Source organism: Methanobrevibacter sp. (genome assembly GCF_045644645.1).
GTDB lineage: Archaea > Methanobacteriota > Methanobacteria > Methanobacteriales > Methanobacteriaceae > Methanocatella.
In genome coordinates, this window is sequence record NZ_JAZRHE010000148.1 from 38,544 (window position 1) to 56,855 (window position 18,312).

General features: G+C 35.5%; 20 protein-coding genes. 8 read left to right on the forward strand and 12 right to left on the reverse strand.

Features of this window, described 5'->3' with window-relative positions; all coding sequences use genetic code 11:
• Nucleotides 1-6: 6 nt before the first annotated feature.
• Nucleotides 7-1,455, reverse strand: a complete 1,449-nt coding sequence (locus tag ACKI4K_RS09000) for a dihydrolipoyl dehydrogenase family protein (RefSeq protein WP_407424359.1) — start codon at nucleotides 1,453-1,455, stop codon at nucleotides 7-9.
• Between the two features lie 43 nt (nucleotides 1,456-1,498).
• Nucleotides 1,499-2,236 carry a hypothetical protein gene (locus ACKI4K_RS09005; RefSeq protein WP_407424361.1) on the reverse strand — a complete coding sequence of 246 codons (738 nt, stop codon included), beginning with the start codon at nucleotides 2,234-2,236 and terminating at the stop codon, nucleotides 1,499-1,501.
• A gap of 64 nt (nucleotides 2,237-2,300) precedes the next feature.
• Between ACKI4K_RS09005 and ACKI4K_RS09010 the strand changes: the two genes are divergently transcribed.
• Nucleotides 2,301-2,483, forward strand: coding sequence for a MarR family transcriptional regulator (locus ACKI4K_RS09010; protein ID WP_406531561.1), 183 nt, complete (start codon nucleotides 2,301-2,303; stop codon nucleotides 2,481-2,483).
• A 22-nt stretch (nucleotides 2,484-2,505) separates the two neighbouring features.
• On the opposite strand, the gene ACKI4K_RS09015 is transcribed toward ACKI4K_RS09010, so the two are convergent.
• Together ACKI4K_RS09015 and ACKI4K_RS09020 are read right to left on the reverse strand one after the other, a co-directional pair.
• Entirely contained in the window at nucleotides 2,506-2,988 is a 483-nt protein-coding gene (locus ACKI4K_RS09015; RefSeq protein WP_407424363.1) for a hypothetical protein, read from the reverse strand.
• Nucleotides 2,989-3,018: 30 nt separating this feature from the next.
• Complete coding sequence (locus tag ACKI4K_RS09020; protein ID WP_407424365.1) at nucleotides 3,019-3,573, reverse strand: YgjV family protein; 555 nt, start codon at nucleotides 3,571-3,573, stop codon at nucleotides 3,019-3,021.
• A gap of 59 nt (nucleotides 3,574-3,632) precedes the next feature.
• Between ACKI4K_RS09020 and ACKI4K_RS09025 the strand changes: the two genes are divergently transcribed.
• From ACKI4K_RS09025 to ACKI4K_RS09045, 5 genes are all read left to right on the forward strand, one after another.
• Entirely contained in the window at nucleotides 3,633-4,199 is a 567-nt protein-coding gene (locus ACKI4K_RS09025; RefSeq protein ID WP_407424367.1) for a hypothetical protein, read from the forward strand.
• Nucleotides 4,200-4,270: 71 nt separating this feature from the next.
• Nucleotides 4,271-4,828 (forward strand): hypothetical protein, encoded by a 558-nt coding sequence (locus ACKI4K_RS09030; protein ID WP_407424369.1) that lies wholly within the window; start codon nucleotides 4,271-4,273, stop codon nucleotides 4,826-4,828.
• Nucleotides 4,829-4,975: 147 nt separating this feature from the next.
• Entirely contained in the window at nucleotides 4,976-6,499 is a 1,524-nt protein-coding gene (locus ACKI4K_RS09035) for a glycosyltransferase family 2 protein (protein ID WP_407424371.1), read from the forward strand.
• Between the two features lie 114 nt (nucleotides 6,500-6,613).
• Complete coding sequence (locus ACKI4K_RS09040) at nucleotides 6,614-7,228, forward strand: GNAT family N-acetyltransferase (RefSeq protein WP_407424373.1); 615 nt, start codon at nucleotides 6,614-6,616, stop codon at nucleotides 7,226-7,228.
• Nucleotides 7,229-7,230: 2 nt separating this feature from the next.
• Complete coding sequence (locus tag ACKI4K_RS09045) at nucleotides 7,231-7,968, forward strand: flavodoxin family protein (RefSeq protein ID WP_407424375.1); 738 nt, start codon at nucleotides 7,231-7,233, stop codon at nucleotides 7,966-7,968.
• A 4-nt stretch (nucleotides 7,969-7,972) separates the two neighbouring features.
• Here ACKI4K_RS09045 and ung read toward each other — a convergent pair whose 3' ends face one another.
• The 6 genes from ung to ACKI4K_RS09075 all read right to left on the reverse strand — a co-directional run bounded on the left by ung (nucleotide 7,973) and on the right by ACKI4K_RS09075 (nucleotide 14,895).
• Complete coding sequence (gene ung, locus ACKI4K_RS09050; RefSeq protein ID WP_407424377.1) at nucleotides 7,973-8,632, reverse strand: uracil-DNA glycosylase; 660 nt, start codon at nucleotides 8,630-8,632, stop codon at nucleotides 7,973-7,975.
• A 191-nt stretch (nucleotides 8,633-8,823) separates the two neighbouring features.
• A complete protein-coding gene (locus ACKI4K_RS09055) occupies nucleotides 8,824-9,915 on the reverse strand; it encodes an acyltransferase (RefSeq protein ID WP_407424379.1) in 1,092 nt (363 codons plus the stop codon).
• Complete coding sequence (locus ACKI4K_RS09060) at nucleotides 9,912-12,173, reverse strand: hypothetical protein (protein WP_407424381.1); 2,262 nt, start codon at nucleotides 12,171-12,173, stop codon at nucleotides 9,912-9,914. Before ACKI4K_RS09060 ends, ACKI4K_RS09055 begins: the two co-directional genes overlap by 4 nt.
• Nucleotides 12,174-12,195: 22 nt before the next feature.
• Nucleotides 12,196-12,441 (reverse strand): hypothetical protein, encoded by a 246-nt coding sequence (locus ACKI4K_RS09065; RefSeq protein ID WP_407424383.1) that lies wholly within the window; start codon nucleotides 12,439-12,441, stop codon nucleotides 12,196-12,198.
• Entirely contained in the window at nucleotides 12,431-14,287 is a 1,857-nt protein-coding gene (locus ACKI4K_RS09070) for a glycosyltransferase (protein WP_407424385.1), read from the reverse strand. Before ACKI4K_RS09070 ends, ACKI4K_RS09065 begins: the two co-directional genes overlap by 11 nt.
• A 203-nt stretch (nucleotides 14,288-14,490) precedes the next feature.
• Nucleotides 14,491-14,895 carry a pyridoxamine 5'-phosphate oxidase family protein gene (locus ACKI4K_RS09075; protein ID WP_407424387.1) on the reverse strand — a complete coding sequence of 135 codons (405 nt, stop codon included), beginning with the start codon at nucleotides 14,893-14,895 and terminating at the stop codon, nucleotides 14,491-14,493.
• A gap of 228 nt (nucleotides 14,896-15,123) precedes the next feature.
• Between ACKI4K_RS09075 and ACKI4K_RS09080 the strand changes: the two genes are divergently transcribed.
• Nucleotides 15,124-16,623: a hypothetical protein gene (locus tag ACKI4K_RS09080; RefSeq protein ID WP_407424389.1), complete on the forward strand. Its 1,500-nt coding sequence runs from the start codon at nucleotides 15,124-15,126 to the stop codon at nucleotides 16,621-16,623.
• A 158-nt stretch (nucleotides 16,624-16,781) separates the two neighbouring features.
• A complete protein-coding gene (locus ACKI4K_RS09085) occupies nucleotides 16,782-17,432 on the forward strand; it encodes a hypothetical protein (protein ID WP_407424391.1) in 651 nt (216 codons plus the stop codon).
• On the opposite strand, the gene dtd is transcribed toward ACKI4K_RS09085, so the two are convergent.
• On the reverse strand, nucleotides 17,429-17,872 hold the full coding sequence (dtd, locus tag ACKI4K_RS09090; protein WP_407424392.1) for a D-aminoacyl-tRNA deacylase: 444 nt from the start codon (nucleotides 17,870-17,872) through the stop codon (nucleotides 17,429-17,431). The genes ACKI4K_RS09085 and dtd overlap by 4 nt on opposite strands.
• A 9-nt stretch (nucleotides 17,873-17,881) precedes the next feature.
• Nucleotides 17,882-18,310: a hypothetical protein gene (locus ACKI4K_RS09095; protein ID WP_407424394.1), complete on the reverse strand. Its 429-nt coding sequence runs from the start codon at nucleotides 18,308-18,310 to the stop codon at nucleotides 17,882-17,884.
• Between the last annotated feature and the right edge of the window lie 2 nt (nucleotides 18,311-18,312).

The following is an 18,312-nucleotide window of genomic DNA, read 5'->3' on the forward strand; positions in this document are numbered from 1 at the left end:
AATCACCTACAAATCGTAATGTATGTTATGCAACTTATACAAGCAAACTGAACTGCTTGATGGGAATGCATAAATCATATAGTCCAGTTCTTCCAGGCTTATTTTCTTATTTATGATAAATGCAAACATGTTCGCTACATTTTCAGCATCTGCAGCATAGATCTCTGCACCTACAATCTGCAAATCCCTATCAACGATCACCTTTGCTTCAGCGGTCAGGTCATTTTTAAGCTCCAGCGAATATGATCTGCCATATCTTATAGTGTGAACCTCATATTCATCGCTTTTACTGGCGGCATGAGCTGTAACGCCCACTGTTGCAATTCTCGGAATGGTATATGCAACTGCCGGAACCACAGGATATGTTATTTCATCAGCTCCGCCCAACAGCTCTTTTGCAAGGTATTTTGAGTGATGAATTGCAACCGTTACAAGTTTTGCGATTCCTGTGTCTGCAACATCCCCTGATGCATAGATGTTTGGAACTTCGGTCTGCAGGTGTCCGTTTACCTTAATCCCATTTTTGGAGTATGTCAGTCCCACATTTTCAAGGCCGATATCACAAACATTGGCTTCCCTTCCCATGGCCGCAATTACATAATCGCCGGTTAGGCTCAATCCGCTTTCGCAGTTGACTGTGAACCCATTTTCATAAGCAAGATTATCTATTTTTGATTGAGGGTCTCTTAGACGTTCATCCGAATTTTGTGCACAGGCAACATTTGAAACCCTTTCTTCAGGATTATCAATCTCTATGTTATTTATGATTTCTTTTACTGTTTGGTTAAAATGGAAGCGAATACCCTTTTCTTTTAGAATTTCAATGACATTTTGAACATATGGCTGGTGGAAGTATTTCAAAGCCATGTTTCCTCTAACGATTACATCTGCCCCCTTTCCCGCTTCGGCCAGTATTGATGCGAATTCCATGCCAACAAAACCTGCGCCTATTATGATTGCATGATCTGGAAGTTCATCGATGTCTAAAAAGTCGGTGCTGTCATGCAAATATTCTTTGCCTTCAATATCGGGGATTACAGGTTTTAGGCCGGTGCAGATAACGATTTTGTCTGTTGTGAATTTTTTATTTGCGACTTGAACGGTGTGTTCGTCTAAAATGACACCCTTTCCATGGGCAACATCAAGGCCATATTCATCAAATTTGCCATCCAAAAAGACTGACATTCCTGCAATTCTTTTTCTCTTAAATTTCATCAACTCTGACCAGTTCACATCAAAGTTACCTGATTTTCCAACGCCTTCAAAGTTATCTGCCAGCGCCTTAATTTCATAAGGAGCATCCAAAAGAGCCTTTGAGTTACAGCCCCTGTTTGCACAGGCCCCGCCATACAAATCCTCTTCAATGATTAATATTTTAAGGCCTTCTTTTCTTAAAAATCGGCCACCTTGCCATGCGGCATTTCCACTTCCAATATAAATAACATCATAATCCATGATTAATCACTTTATTACTATTTATCAAAAATGATATAAATATTCATGTGAAACTCAACCCATCTATAGCCCTGATTAGCTCCATCATATGCGCATCCTTTACATCCTGCGGAGCAAAGCTATACTCTTCAAAGTAAAACGCAGGAATTCCCTTCTCATTTAAAGGAATTGTCAAGTAAGGACCGCTTGTTGTTGAGTCCGGAGTGTAATAAGAAATATTTTCACACATGTTTGCAACTTCCCCTGCATATTCGCCGGCCAGCCCCTCCTTTACGGGGCTGAAAACAAATGTCTTATAGGGATATGCACCCACATTCGAATGAACATCAACGGCCAGGTCATAACTTCCATTTACAATCTGAGGATAGACATATCTATAAGCAAGGTTCTGCCCGTTTTGCCTTCCAGGGCTGTCATCAGATGATCCGTCCCCATAATAACCAACATCCTCCGTGACATTAACAATATAGACATCATAGCAATAGCTCAAATTGGTCATCTTGGGCAACTGATTAACCAAAGTTCTGTGTGTCTGGTATTCCAGCGGATGAAGCCCGACTACATAAGCTATTTTTTTAGAGGAATTGGAGTTGCCAATGTTTCTAATAACTTCAACCGAACCAGGGTCATTGGATGAGTTTGATATGACCTCCCGAGACATTGCAGTTGATGAATTTTCTATTTTTTCATCCTCCAAAAGAGTCTGACTTAAGATGAGCATAGCAATGACAAAAATAACGGTTATCAATATCAGTATTATAATATGCTCCCTTTTAGTCATGGTTTTAATTTTTAGTTTAATAATTTAAATAATTATTTAAACATATTATTAATCAGGTGATATCATGGATGACAAAGAAAAAGTAATCGAAGCATTTAAAAATTCCGAAGAACCGTTGAACGCCAAAAAGGTTAGTGAACTTTCAGGCGTTGAAAAAAAAGAAGTGGATAAAATCATGAAAGAATTAAAAAAAGATGAAACTATCGTTTCACCTAAAAGATGTTACTGGACTCTTGCGGATAAATGAATTTTTATCCGCAACAACATCACTACTTAGTACTATTTGTCTGATTCAATAACTCTTTTTCTATAATTTCCGTTGCATTCAGTGGTGTAATATTGTTTAATTTATTGAACTGCAATAGATTATTGAATGTGTCGCCAAAGTCATGGTCATCCCCTTCAATAGGATCCCATGATTCGACAATGAATCTTTTACCGTCCAATTCAATTAATTCGATACTGCCTTTCTCTTTCAAATGTTTATCAACAAAATTATAGGTATCATTTGTGCCGTTGGATACAACATAGCCGTAATCTGTATCGTTTAAAAGATAGTCGCCTGCATCATGCTCATTGTATTCCAGAATGAAGAAAGTTTGACTTACCTTTTTATTTGAATCATATTTTAAAAAAATCCCATCGCCGGTGTCATTAAATCCATCAATCATGTTGAATTTCGGCAAGTCCGCTGCTGATACACATCCAATTAAGAACAGACTCAAAATTAGACAAATTAAAATTTTTTTCATAATGCGCCTCCTAATTATATAATATAACAATTAATTATATTTAACATTAGCTTTTTCATCTTTGATTAATTTGAATAATGACAGAAAACCGATTGAAGCGGTTATTATCTGGATTATCATTGAAGAGAAGTCATAAATCGCATAGAAATAAACAACATAAATCAAAATATTGACAATGAAACTTATTTTGATTGGTTTAATTGACTTTAAATAATAATTGCAGATTGTCAATTGGACAATGCCTATTATGGGCAACAGACCAATGAATCCCATAGTATTCACCATCAATCCAAAAACAATAGCAAATATGGTAAAAAGAATAGTCCAATTCAGGGTCAGCTTATCCTTATAAACCATCATATTCCGGGTTGCAGCAATCCCCATGGTGGTGACGCCTGTCCATGACAAAAAGAAAACTGATGAAATCGTTAACGTGAAACTTTCCAGGAACTGATACTTATATGCGGTTTTTTCATCGTTGACAATGCAGCTCATGAGGAGAAATATTCCCGCAATAAGAGAAATCCCATTACCTATGAGGATGTTGATTGGCAGATTCATTACTAATAGATTATCTTCAGACATTAATAAATCTTTTAAAAAAAAATTTAATAATAATAAAATCAAAAGTAAATATGGGAAATATGGAAATTACAGCTCGTGAAATGAAGGAATCGATTAGAAAGATATATGAAAGACTTGATGAAGTCTCACCTGTTGATTTCGACTGTGGAAAGCTATGCGGTGAGGTATGCTGCGTATATGATGAAGATGACTCTCACACTGAAGAGCTTGTCTTATACCTTTTGCCGGGCGAAGAGCTAATGTATGAGGACAGCCCCGATTTTGAGCTTTATTATATGGATTCTTCAGAAATTAACTATCCCCATTCCTGGAAGGGCAGCATTTATCTCGTCAGATGCATCAATCCGCCAAAATGCGACAGGACCATAAGGCCAATCCAATGCAGAACATTTCCGCTTGTTCCACATATTGCCAAAAATGGTGAATTTCATTTGATTCTGGATGAAACCGAATTTCCCTATGTTTGCCCAATCATCCGTGACCATATTAAGCTTAATGATGATTTTATTAATGTGACTTTTGAAATATGGCGGATGTTAATCAGAAACCCCTTGGTTTATGATTTGGTTGATATGGACTCGAAGGATAGGGATAAAAGAACCTCCGATTACAGAATAATAATTTAAATATCACTTAACACAAATTATCCACCATGCTTAAAAAAATAACAATCATCATTATTGGGTTATTTATTTTAATGAGTGCAGTTAATGCAATCGACACCTCGAATTGGACCAACGCCAGCGTAGGCTATGAGGAATTCAAGATTCCTCCGGAATACAAAAATCCGTATTCCAGTGATTTTCATATGTATGAGTACGATTATGACATCAACGTGTTCACTGTCAGATATGTAAATCCCGCAATAATGTCCCTATACGGATACTTCATGGAACATAATAAAATTGTGAAAAAAGTTGAGGTTGCAGGCCATGATGCGGTATTCTTTTCAGGATATGACATGTCAAGCCAGATGAACACTTCAAAGCTATGGTTTTCGGCTGGCGATGAATTCTATTACATTGCATGGAACGGCAGTGAAATAACCCCGACCATCGAGGAAGTTGTAAAAAGTGCTTCACCTTCCAATTACAATACTTCAGAGTTCTATTCCCTGTTAAATGATGAATATTCCATATATAAAATTACAGATGCCATTGAATCTCAGAGATATGATAGTCCAGCAGGCGATAAGGGTTCGCATTCCTTTGTTTCGGTTGGAACCAATGGGGTTAATTTCGGAATTATGAGTTAATTCTTAAAATGAATTGAACAACTCAAATTTTAGAAAAATCACTTAAAAAAATTTTAAATAATTTGAATTATAATATTATAATCAGTGAAAGAGAAACAAATTTAATTGACTACTCTCTATTTATCAATTTAAAAATGAGGCATTTAAATGACAAAAGTATCTGTTATAATACCGGTTTACAATACTGAAGACTATTTAAATGAATGTTTGGACAGCATCATAAATCAGACATTGGACGATATCGAGATCATATGCATTAACGATGGGTCAACCGATAACTCATTGTCAATATTGGAAGAATACGAAAGTAAGGATTCAAGAATAAAACTGATTTCACAGGAAAACAATGGGCTTTCATTCTCACGTAATGTCGGTTTGGATATGGCTGAGGGAAAATACATCTATTTCATGGATTCGGATGATGTTCTGGAACTGGAAGCGCTTGAAAAATTATACGCAACCGCCGAAAAGAACGAGTTGGACATGATTATCTTTAAGCTAATCAACCTTAACGATGAGGACAAGTCATTATACACTACAGACTATTATGAAATGGATTTCCTAAAAGAAATCGTCAACGGAAACATCTTCAGTTATGATGATGTCAAAGCCAGAGTCGTTGATATAGCCGTCACACAACAAAGCAAATTTTATAATCGGAATTTGATTTCAGATATGGAATTTCCAAACGGCCTAATATTCGAAGACCATCCCTTCTTTATGGAATCATTTTTCAGGGCTGAAAGAGTGTTCTTTTATGAGGAGCATTTGTGCAAACGCAGAATCAGAAATCAGTCAATAACCACATCAAAAAACCTGAGGTTTGCAGATGCCCTTCCAATCTCCACAATGATAGTCGATTTGGCTAAGAAATACAATCATTATGATGAACTAAGGGAAGTGATCCTAAACAAAAAAATAAAGAGCGCATTCAACAGATTCAATTCTGTTGAAGAAACTTACAAGAAGGAATTTTTTGAAAGAATCAGAAATGATTTTCCATTGGTTAAAGATGATGTGGATAATTCCAACATAGACCATAAGAACAGATATGTCTTCGATACTGCGTTGAAGTCTAAAAATTATAGGGAGTTTGAATTAAAAGTTAACTATTACCTTCAAGGCTACTTCAAAGAAATAAATGCCTATGAATTTATCAGAATAGATATGAAGAATAAGGGCAGTGAAAATAATTCCCTGGAAATTATTGAAAATTCAGATAAGTATCTTCAGTTTGAAAACGCCCCCTGGGCGACTGACGATACCGGTGAGGGATTTTTAATTGAAAGTCACAAAGGGGAATTGGATTTGAAATTAAAAATGATCAATGATGGTGAATTGAGCCTATGGTTTAAGGGCGCCGACATTAGGGATGAAAACAACAACAGAATTGAAATTTTGGTTGACTATACCTCATTGACAATCAATGGCAAGAATTATTTAAGCGGCCATAACTTATATGGCTATGATAAAGCGTTTCCATTTAAAAAGGATGTGAAGGATTGCGAAATAATTGACATCCATATCGAATGGATGACCTATGATAAAATGAACAGCTATGTTGATGAGATTAAGAAAAGCGAAGAGCAGCTGAATGAAAATAAAGAATCCCAATCAGAAAAATTCGGTCTTTCAAAAAAATCCATAAAAAACATTATCAAAAGAAATTAACCATATTGTGAATGGCATAATTATTCCTATTGAAAAGCATATCATCAGATACTTTTGAAGATGGGTGACATTCCCGAAAGCAGCGCTAATCAAAATTTGAAAAGGAAGTTTGGAATGAAAATAAGACTAGAGAATGAAGATGATTACTCAGAAGTTGAAGAACTGGTCAGGAACTCATTTTGGAATGTATATCGCCCGGGTGCATTCGAACATTATATTGTGCATGAATTAAGGGATGATGAAAGTTTCGTCAATGATTTGGCATACGTCATTGAGGATGACAATCAGATCATAGGACATATTAACTATTCCAAAGGATTTATAGAATATGAAAATGAAAAAATTGATGCAGTCATTTTGGGACCCATAGCAGTCCACATTGATTATCAAAATCAGGGTTTTGGTTCTGAACTGATTGAATATACTCTTGATTTGGCAAAAAAAGAGAATATCCCATTTATCCTTGTCGTTGGCGATGAAGACTACTATCGGAGATTCGGATTTGTTAGTGCATCCAAACATGACCTGTATCTAGAAGGAACAGACACTTCACAGGAATGTCCGTTTTTCATGATTAAAATATTTGATGAAAGCAGACTAAAAAAAGAAAAAGGAATTTTCCACAATCCGGATGTATTCGATGTAGCTCAGGATGATGTGGATGAATTTGATAAGCGATTCGATTATAAGGAAAAGAAGGTTTTGGAAAGCCAGCTTGAGGAGTTATGATTATGAAATATTTGATAATTAACGGATCTCCAAGAAAGAAAAACACCTGGAGCATTGTTAAGCAGATTGAATCAAATTTGGATGGGGAATTTGAAGAGGTGCACCTGATAAAAGAGAAAATACCCCTGTGCAATGGATGTTTCAAATGCTTTGAAGAGGGTGAAAGCGAATGTCCCCACTTTGAATTTGTAAACCCCATTGTTGAAAAAATCAAAGAATGCGACGGGCTCATTATAACTTCCCCCGTCTATGCTCTGAATGTGACCGGACTTTTAAAAAATTTCTTTGACCATACTGCCTACTTTTATCACAGGCCATCATTTTTTGATAAAAAAGCTTTGGTGGCTGTATCGACAGCTGGGGCGGGGCATAATAAAGTAGCCAAATACATTGACGAGACCCTAAGGCATTGGGGTTTTAACAAAAACTATAAAATAGCCATTGCATTTGGTGCAAGGGAACATCCCGAAGCAAAGGAAATTGACAAAATTGACAAAACCGCTCAAAGATTCAGGAAAGACCTTGAATCCAAAAAGCTGCACGGCCCGAAATTTATGGACTTAATCTTTTACAATGCATGGAGGGCAATGACACAAGCCGACGAACCAAACCTGGCGGATAAGGAGTACTGGGAAAACACTGATTTGGTAAATCATGAATTTGCACCCATTGTAAAATTAAATATAATACAAAGGATGTGTGGAAAGTTATTCTTCTTTATTTTTAAAAGAATGTTTTGAGAAGTCATAGCTTCCAATCAATTTCTTCCAGTTCATTTTCTTTTAAAAACTCATTGGCATGCTTGAAGTGATTTGAACCTAAAAATCCTCGCCTTGCTGAAAATGGAGAGGGATGGGACGTTATCAATACCAGGTGATTTGGATTTGTAATTAACTCTTTTTTCTTTTCTGCCTGTTTTCCCCAAAGCAGAAACACAATTGGACTCTCATTACTGTTCAACAATTTTATTACATTGTCCGTAAAGGTCTTCCATCCGCATTTGCTGTGCGAATTGGCATTACCCTCCTCAACGGTTAAAACTGTATTCAACAGAAACACTCCCTGCTTTGCCCATTTTTCAAGACACCCTGACTCAGGAATCGGATATCCATATTCACCATTAATTTCTTTGAAGATGTTTTTGAGAGATCTTGGTATTGGACGGCCGTCAGGGGTTGAAAAGGCAAGTCCGTGGGCCTGTCCCTTTTCATGATAGGGGTCCTGGCCTAGAATAACAACCCTAACAGTGCTTAAGGGGGTTAACCTAAATGCATTAAATATTTCCTCATATGGAGGGTAGATTGTTTTTGATTCGTATTCCCCATCAACAAACTCCTTAACTTTTAGGAAATAGTCCTTCTTGAATTCGTCCTCCAAAGCCGGATCCCAGTCGTTGCCAATCATGAAAATTAATATGTCCCTTAATCTATATATTTTTTAGGATGAAGAAGTGTCGATTATATTGAAATAACGGGTGATTAAATGATAAATAAAATTAAAACCTTGATGATTATGATGGCAGTCTTCAATCTGATTAATGCATGGCCACAAATTTAATTAAATGTGCGGCATTATAGATGCAACGGTGAAAAAATCTAACCTGCCCCTGAAACTTTATTGACATAGGGAATCTTGCTCATGATCCAGATGACAATCCATGAAGCCGAAAATACAACAACCACCAATAAAGGTATCCAGCTAGGATAGTAGAAATAATTGAGTGAATATAAGTAGGTTATCTCCAGATATTTCAATATTAGAATATGGGCAAAATAGATTCCATAACTGCACAGGCTTATGGATAAGATAGCTTTAGCAATGTATCTTGATGTCAGGACACCATTAACCTTTTTACCGAGTCCCCCGGATCTAGGCAAATACCTGAAGAGCAACACTATACAAAAGTTAAGTATAATTACAACCAAGGTGAAGTAGGAAGCTGAGAAAAACTTATTCAATTGAATGGTTTTTAAACAAACAGTCATTGCAAAATAAAGATAACAAGCCACGGATAAAATAAATGCGCTAATTACAATCCTATTTGGAGTAATCTTAAAATTGGAAATTCCCATATCTGTAAATTCACTGTGAGTCAGATAATAACCGAATATTGCATATGGAATAAACAAGCAGGAAAAGGAAATCATTTCAAAAGGAATATGAATCAGATTATAAATTGCATAACAGATTACGGATGCTATGACAAGTATATTGATACATTCCTTTTCATAAGATTTGGATTTTGCATAGTCCAATAGCTTATTGATTATGAAGATTGCAACATAAACAATAATTATCATCTTGATAAACCATAATTCGCCTTCAAAACCAACGAACGCATTGAAAATAAATTCTGGCGTCAACTCCATATGCTGAACCATTGAGGAGAACAGTATATTTATGATGACCCAGAATATGTATGGAACGATGACCCTGCTGAATCTTTTCTTTACAAAGGTTGCTAAAGAATACTCCTTATTGATGAGTAAAGCCCCGGAAAGCATTATAAATAATGGGACACCTATGAATCTTCCGGAATTAACTAAGATAGTTGCATAAAAGGTTTTGAAATGCAGCAGCAAATCCGGATTTTTGGTGATGTATCCCATACCACAAACGTGACAACAGACAATAGAGAATATTGCAAGAGCCCTCAATTGATCAAAGTAAGCTTCACGGTTCTTCATTTTATCTTTTTCATGCTATTTTTTAGTTTATTAAATTTATTGTGAAAAGAGTTGATTTTGTTTGATGATGAATCATCTGGCTTGTCCTTTTCATTTGGCTCCTTTTTGGTCTGCTCATCTTTCCGGATATAGACCGATGACTTATTCACGGGATTCCATTCGACATGAATCTCCAATATCTCACCATCATCAACCTCCTTTTCAAATGTGAACGGCTCATCATGGGAACATACGATATTGGAAAAATGTCCCTTGCCGTTGACAGTGAAATTCGTATAATTGATGAAGATAGGGAATCTGCCATTTTCCCCCCAGAAATTGGATCTTAAAAAGACTTTAAGTTTTCCTTTGTTTATGCATCTGATTTTCAAATCGATTGAACCTTTATAGGTTTCAACAATCCATCCATATCCGCTTTTGTCACTGAACCAATCGGGATTGTAATGTATCGAATAATCATCAGAATTTTCAATGATTTCAATATTGTTCTTTTCACCATAATTTTTAATGTCGATACGGGCGGTGGCGAATTTCATTAGCTCCGCCTTGTTTTCATGAATGATTATGTTTTCGGCATAGTCAGGGTTTAAAAAGCTGTTAAGCCAAATAATCTCATTATTATTCTTATTTAATTGGGATATTTCAACATCCTTTGCAATCTTTAAAACCGCAATGGCCGAATAAACAGACTTTAAAGGATAATATTTTGTATTCTTGATTATATTGTAGATTTCATTGTATGTTTTGAATGAGAAATATTTTTTAAATTCCATTTCAAAGGCTCTGGAATTAAATATTTCCTCTAAGAAGTTATTGATATCCTCTTCCCGTATACGGTCATCTTCACCCGAATCATTAGAATCAGTTTTTAATGGGGGAGTTGCAATATCATCAAATTCCTTATTTGATGACGGGAATCTTTCATTAATTTTTTTTGCATATTCTATTGTTTTATCATCAATTCCACGGTTTCCCTCAAATTTAAAATTCAACAAATCCGGACAATATCTTATAAAAATCAGCACCATCAATAACTGTTTATCTCTGCAGATATCATCATGGAGAGTCAGCTTGTATAAATCCGAATCAATTAGAGGGGTTAAGTATATTTCATTGGACATATAAGTTTCAACAGCACCCTTACCGAAATGATGTCTGCATCTCACTTCCATACCATACTCTTCAAAAAGATCAACAGAATCAATGTCCAAATCATATTTATCGCTTATCTGTGAAAATGCAGAGTTATAAATGTTCAGGGATGATTCTATTAAAGGATAATCCTTATAGCTCATACTATTTAAAAATGTTTTAAAATGATCGGAAGGCCTTGTATTATAAAAGCCCCTAACAAGCTCACCGCCAAAGCCTGTGAATGTGAATATCTGGTCATCATATCTGAATGTTCTTAAATGCATTTGCTTGTGAAAACCCAACTTAACATTGAATGAGTTCATTAAAGGTGCCTCAATATCATTATAATATGCTTTAGATTCATTGACTTTGCCCTTATTCAACTCGAAATTGAAATGGTCCGCAATTTGTGAAGCGATTTCATAATCCTCGGCGTGACTATGCAAATCGTCATCAATGGATATTACTTTAATATCGTCCAAATCAAGACCGGCCGACAACCATAATGCCGCAAGCATCCTTGAATCAAAACCGCCTGACAATTCGAAACAGAGATTGTTGGTTTTGGTTTTGATATTCCTGATAATATTGATCCATTTGAAATACCAATTATCCAATATTTCAATTCCTTCCTTGGAATTTAAGGAAATGGAATGTTCATCATAATTGATTTCATCAAAATCAAATTCATTATTAGTTTTATCAATGTTAACAATATAATTTCTAGGTAAAAAACTTATTTCATTTACTAATGTTCCGCCATAGGAACTGGTGGTCAGACTGGCAAACAGGAAGTCATTTGCATAATCCCTATTCAATGAGATTTCATGATTCGATTTGATGTAGTCAACTAACTTGACAAATGAATTGGAAATTGCAAAATAATCTTCATCCTGAAACAGATACAATCCATAAGACCCTATGAAATCCTGATAAATGCTTATTTTGTCATCAGAAACTTCAATAAAAACATATGCTCCATCAGGAGTTAATTCTTCATTTTTTTCGATGGCAGTACTGACAAGACCGTCTTTATTAACTACATACCCATATAAACCTGTGGTTGTTTGATTTAAGTTATTTGAATCAATGACAAAAAACTCATCGTCAATCGGGTTATCCATATTCAATCTCCAGTTATCATGTTTACTTAAATAAATTCATAATGCTTCTTAAGGGTTTTGTGATTTTCCAACTTGCTGATGTCTCATACTCTTCAATATCATCCTTAAGCTCTTTAATCCTATTTAAATATCTGACATTTTTACTTTCCAAACCAAAAGCGTAACCCCTTGCATGTTCAATAACAATTTCTTGCTCTTCAATTTTAGATTTTAACTCATCGAGTTCGCTTTTTTTAATTTTAATGTACTCATCTGCATCATTTGTCATTCTCATTCTCCTCTAGCAACATTGTCAAAATTTCAGGGAACTGATCAAGAACATTTCCAATCTGAATGTCATTGCATTTCTCTTCATTCGTATCCCACAGTTTATATCCGCCGACAATGCCCAATTCCCTTGCAATATTCACATATTTCAACACATAAACCGGCTTTTTGATGGGCTTTATTTTAAATTTATCAAGCAGCATCATTGCCCAGAACCATATGTCATCACCATAGGGGGATAACTTTAAAAACAACTCCTCATCAAAAATTGTTTCGGAAAACATGTTCGGCAAAAACAGTGTTCCCGCACCGTTTGTTGGGAAATTCAGATAGGATGCGTCACAGGTCTCATGAAGCAATTCCCAATCCCCATATTTATTTATCTTATTGTCTTCAAAGGTTATTCTCCTAACCCTTGTAGCTATGACTTCATCTGGATGTTCCTCATGAACTTTCCAAATCTGCTGCAGCCAATTTTTCGGGTAGAATATGTCATCGTCGGCAGTCACAATATAATAATCGGGATATTTCAATAGGGTGGGAATTAGTTTCTTGTATGACCTGATGTCCTTATACCATTCTATTGTCAGGCCATGCTCTTTGAAATCCAATACCTTTTGAGGCAAGTCATCTTCCTTGTTGGGAAACTGATCTTCAGCCAGCCACAGAATCACCTTATGGGGCTTCAGATGCTGGGACAGCAATGAAAATATGCAGTAATGGATATCTTCCATACGCTCCGGAAAGGAGGTTAGGGAAACAATTATTGAATTCTCGTCCCTTTCGGGATTGATGCCCAACCTGGTGAACTTTTTCATTTGTTCATTTTCATACTTTATATTTACAAAATTTTCCCTGCGTTTGGAGACTTCAGTGAAATACAGGTCATAACCGGCGTAGTCCTCATTCATCAGAACACGCATATAAAAAAATTGATCCTTAACCGGGAGTTTATCAAGGGTTTCTATTCCCACATTCATTTCGATGAACTCTTTTCTCGCTTTGTGATAGAATTCCTCCTTGAACTCATCTGTGGTCCGGTCCAAATTAGCTTTTGATTCTGTGATTTTGAATTGCAGGAACTCCAAATAAAATTCATTGAAAAGGGCATGTTCAACTAAAAAGTCTTCAACACCATCAAACACGTCAAAAACAAGCAGTCTTTTATTGGAATTGGATTTTGAAGTCTGAAGTGAATCCTCATTCAATTTATTATAATTATATAGAATTTTAGGAACATAAGACATTCTTTCAGCAAGAAGCATTGATTCGATATGGAACTGCACATCATTAAAAATCTTGTATGTGTCGAATTTGATATTGCTTTCCTTTAAAAATGATGTCTTGTATATCTTGGACCATACGACAAACATTGCATTCATCACTAACTTTTTGGAGTGATTGTAATCAAAGGCAAAGTTAGCATAGTCAACATCATCATCATTCGGCATGTAAATTCTTTCTTTCCTTTCCCCGTCAGGCAAGCGCTCAACCGAATTGAACAGAACCATGTCCGAATCATTATTTATGGCATTTTCATATAATTCCTTAAGGGCATTTCTTTCAAGCCAGTCATCAGCATCAACAAATGATATGTACTCCCCTTTTGCAATGTCCATCCCGTTATTCCTACTTGCACCGGCTCCCTGATTTTCTTGTGATACAACAATGACCCTATTGTCTTTTTCCTTATATTCATTAAGGATATCCTGAGAGGAGTCATCAGACCCGTCATTTATGCATATAATCTCAATATCCCTCAACGTTTGTTTAGTAAGACTGGATAAACACTTATCCAAATATTTTTCATTATTATAAACCGGAACAATAACAGAAATCTTTACCATATTAACACTTGAATAATTTTAAATTTTTTAATACTTATGTAACTTGCTTATGAATTATATTAATAAGCATATTTAATTGTTTTGTAGAATTTAGTGTGTTTATCTCAATTTTTAGATTTTTTATTGAATTTTAAATATTAATCAAGATATTTTTTTCAATCAAGTTTAAGGAATGGCATTCATAATATCCCTTGAGGACATATTCATTTTTCCCGGACAACCTTTCCCGTCATATGCTCAATGCTTATCTCAAACACTTCTGTCTTATCCAGAAGCCTGTTTATCTCATCTTCTGTTTCCTTGGGTGTTGGGAAAAATTTGTTTCCCAAATGGGTCAATTTGTCAATCCTGTCTTCCCTATCAGTTAATGTGGTGATTTTTCCAAATGCAATCACGCTTTTAAAGGTATACCACCATTCATCTTCCTGTTTAACCCCTTTGTCAAGCACGCAGTATGACACCTTAGGGTTCCTTTTGATTGCATCAATTCTGTGACCTGTCTTTGCACCATGGAAATATATCTTTCCGTCAACATAGACATGGCTCATCGGAACGGCATAGGGATAGTCACCATCACCCAAAATGGCCAAAACGCCACGGGGGCTCATTAATTAAAATTTCAATGCACTCCTCATCAGATAACTGTTGTCCAAGACGTCTCATTTTTCTAAACATGATTATAGTTTTATTAAATCATTTTAAAATATTTTAGCAATTATCTAAAATTTGTATATCAAAAGAACTAGCCAATAAATGTCAATAGGATAGATTTATTAAAAATAAATGATAGAAACATAATATGACATACTTGAATAAAAAGATTAAAAGGTGTTTAAATGGACTTTAAAAATAATAGTAAGGATTATGGTTTTGTTAAGATATTGCCATTGCTTATCAGTTTTATATTTTTAATAATTCTTTTTTATGTTTATATCAAATATCCTTTTTTAAGTATTGATGAAGGTTATACAAGAGGATTATTGAATTTAAATCTTGCAGATATGGTGACTGTTACTGCAAGTGATGTGCATCCGCCATTATATTATTTTATTTGTTTTCTGTTTAAAAAATTAGTTAGTGTTATAGGTTTGAATATGGGCATTATGCATTTACTTGAATTTCCTTCATTAATCCCATATTTAATTATATTAGTAATTTCATTGACCAAAATAAGAAAAGACTACGGATTATTGAGTGCAGGCATATTCTCTTTAGCACTTATCGCAATGTCCGAATTCTTTACATACTACCTGACTGCAAGGATGTATACCTGGGCACTGTTATTTATGGTGATAGCATTCCTTTTTGTAAAGGACATACTGGATAAAAACGATTATAAATCCTGGATTTTATTTGCGGTATTTGTAACTTTGGCTGCATATACCCATTACTTTTCAATTTTAACAACAGTTGTAATTTATATAATGCTATTCGTTTGGATCATATTCTTTAAGGAAAGAGAGAACATTACAAGCAATCTTAAGAAACTATTCATTTCAGCATTGCTCTGCGTTATTCTATTTATCCCTTGGATTCCATCATTATATAATCAACTGCATTTAGTTCATGGAAATTTCTTTATAACTAAAGTTACATTCAATAATTTAGTATACTACATTAGTTACGCTTTTACAATTTCTGGAAATAAGTTAATTCAGTTATTTAGTGTTTTAGCTATGATTGCATTATTTATAATGCTATACAATAAATTCAAAGAAACCAGAAGTAAAGAAGATGCATTTTTACTAATGGGATACGGCGCATTTGTAGGAACAATATTTTTAGGATTCATTGCATCCATTGTATATAAACCAATCCTATATGACAGATACATATTGCATGCTATTGGAATATTATGGATAGCAATCAGCATCAAATTAAGTGATTTGAAACTTAATAAGACACATCTCCTGTTGATCATCATACTGATTTCAGTTGTCGGCGCATTTAATGTTTATCATGAGGTGAATGAAATCAAGAGCATGCACAAGACTTTGATTAATGAGACTGAATTTTTCTCCGGAATCAATAACAACGATACTGTTATCATCTACGATACAGACAACCATTTTATCCGTACACATACTGAATTAGATAAAGTGTATAAGCAGTTTAATGGATTTAAAAATGGTAATATGACGTATAAGCTGGCATATCTGGGAGAAAATGTCACCAATCACACATTTGTTATTCCGGATGACTTGAATAACTATACCGATAAAAACGTTTATCTGATGAGATTTTATACAATGAACATAACCTTCCCAGATAATGTTAAAGCGCAGAATATCAGTACCGCACAGCATGCAACACTTTATAAACTAACACTCAAATAGAATACTCGTCAATCGAGTATTTTATTCTTCTTTTTTTAGGCAATTATAAATTAATGTTAACGGAGCCGAATAATGAGCGAATTAACAATTTAGAATATGGTATTGGCTTAATTTTAGAATATATTAACAGACTAGTTGAATAATGAAAGGTGATTGAAATGGAAGATAAGGAATTGAAATTGGAAACAAAATGCTACGATGCGAACGAATACGGTTATCTTTATGGATTGAACAAAAGGATACCTGATGAAGATTTTGAAAAAGTCAAATCTTATATGCGTGATTTTAGAAGAAAGGATTTTGTTGACGGCATCGTCAAGGTTACAGGAAGGCCTGAAGGATACAGGTGCCTTGAAGAGGATGTGCCGAAAGTTGAGGAGATACTCGGAATCGAAAACACCCTTGAAAAAAGACAAAACAAGATTAAAGAAGCATTTGCCGATCCGATAGCTAAAGTAAACCTTAAGGACAATGCCTACAGCTGGCTGAATACCTTATTCAAAAAGACCGGGACCCATCCGAAACAGGATTTGTCAAGACTGGCAATCCATTCCACCAAAATATACGACCCCGAAGACAGCTTTAAGAAAGGTGCTGAAATGGGTGAGGGCGAACTGTTCATCTACACCCCCCACGGAATGTGGTACATAATAAATAACTGTGGTGAGAATAGCGACACCTCCATCAATAACGTGAAATCGGATGCCGGAGGGGCCATCGGCTATAGATTGATGTATGATGACACTGTCGACACATTGATTAGGATTTACACTGAAGAAAATGAGTACAGCGGTGAAAAATTATATTAATCACCATATTCCTTTTCAAGCAGGATTGTCACAGGACCGTTGTTTAATAAGCTGACTTTCATGAAAGCGCCGAAAACGCCCGTTTCAACTTCAACGAATTGCCGGCACTGCTCGGTGAAATAGTCAAACAATACTGTAGCCTCATCCGGATTTAATGATTTGTGAAATGATGGCCTGTTCTTTTTGGTCGATGCGTATAACGTGAACTGGGGAACAAGCAGTAACCTTCCCCCAATATCGCGAACAGACCTGTTCATTCTTCCGTCTTCATCCGGAAAGACCCTTAATTTCACTAACTTTTTTGCAAGGTAATCCGCTTCCCTGGTGGTGTCGTTGACTCCAAAGCCAACCAAAACCGTTAGACCGTCTCCAATCTGGCCGGTGATCTCACCATCAACTTCCACACTTGCATCGGATACTCTTTGAACAACCAGTTTCATCAATTTCACCTAAAGAATTGTAATTATCGCAAATATTATGAATATCAGAACCAGACATCCGCAACATGCAGGCCAGTTGGAATCCTTATCCTTAATGGAAGTTTTGACGGAGCCGGATGAGCCTGTCTGGGTAATTTTTGGACTGGCCTCATTATCATATACATCAAGAAGCTTGATGGCAAGCATTACAGATCTGATGAATGCAACTAAAACTGCTAAAAGCATTAGCACCACATAATAAGGTGCCATCGCCCCAAAGGAATATATTGCCGAAGTCAAAAAGTAAAAAAAGAGCGGCAATTCATATGTAATGCCTTCCAGTACCCAGTTCTTATTATCTGACTTCAGTCCAATGTAGATGAAACCAAAACCCGGCAGGGCTAATGTGAATGGGAACAAAACCCACCAGGATCTTTTAAGCTTTTCAAACGTATCCATAA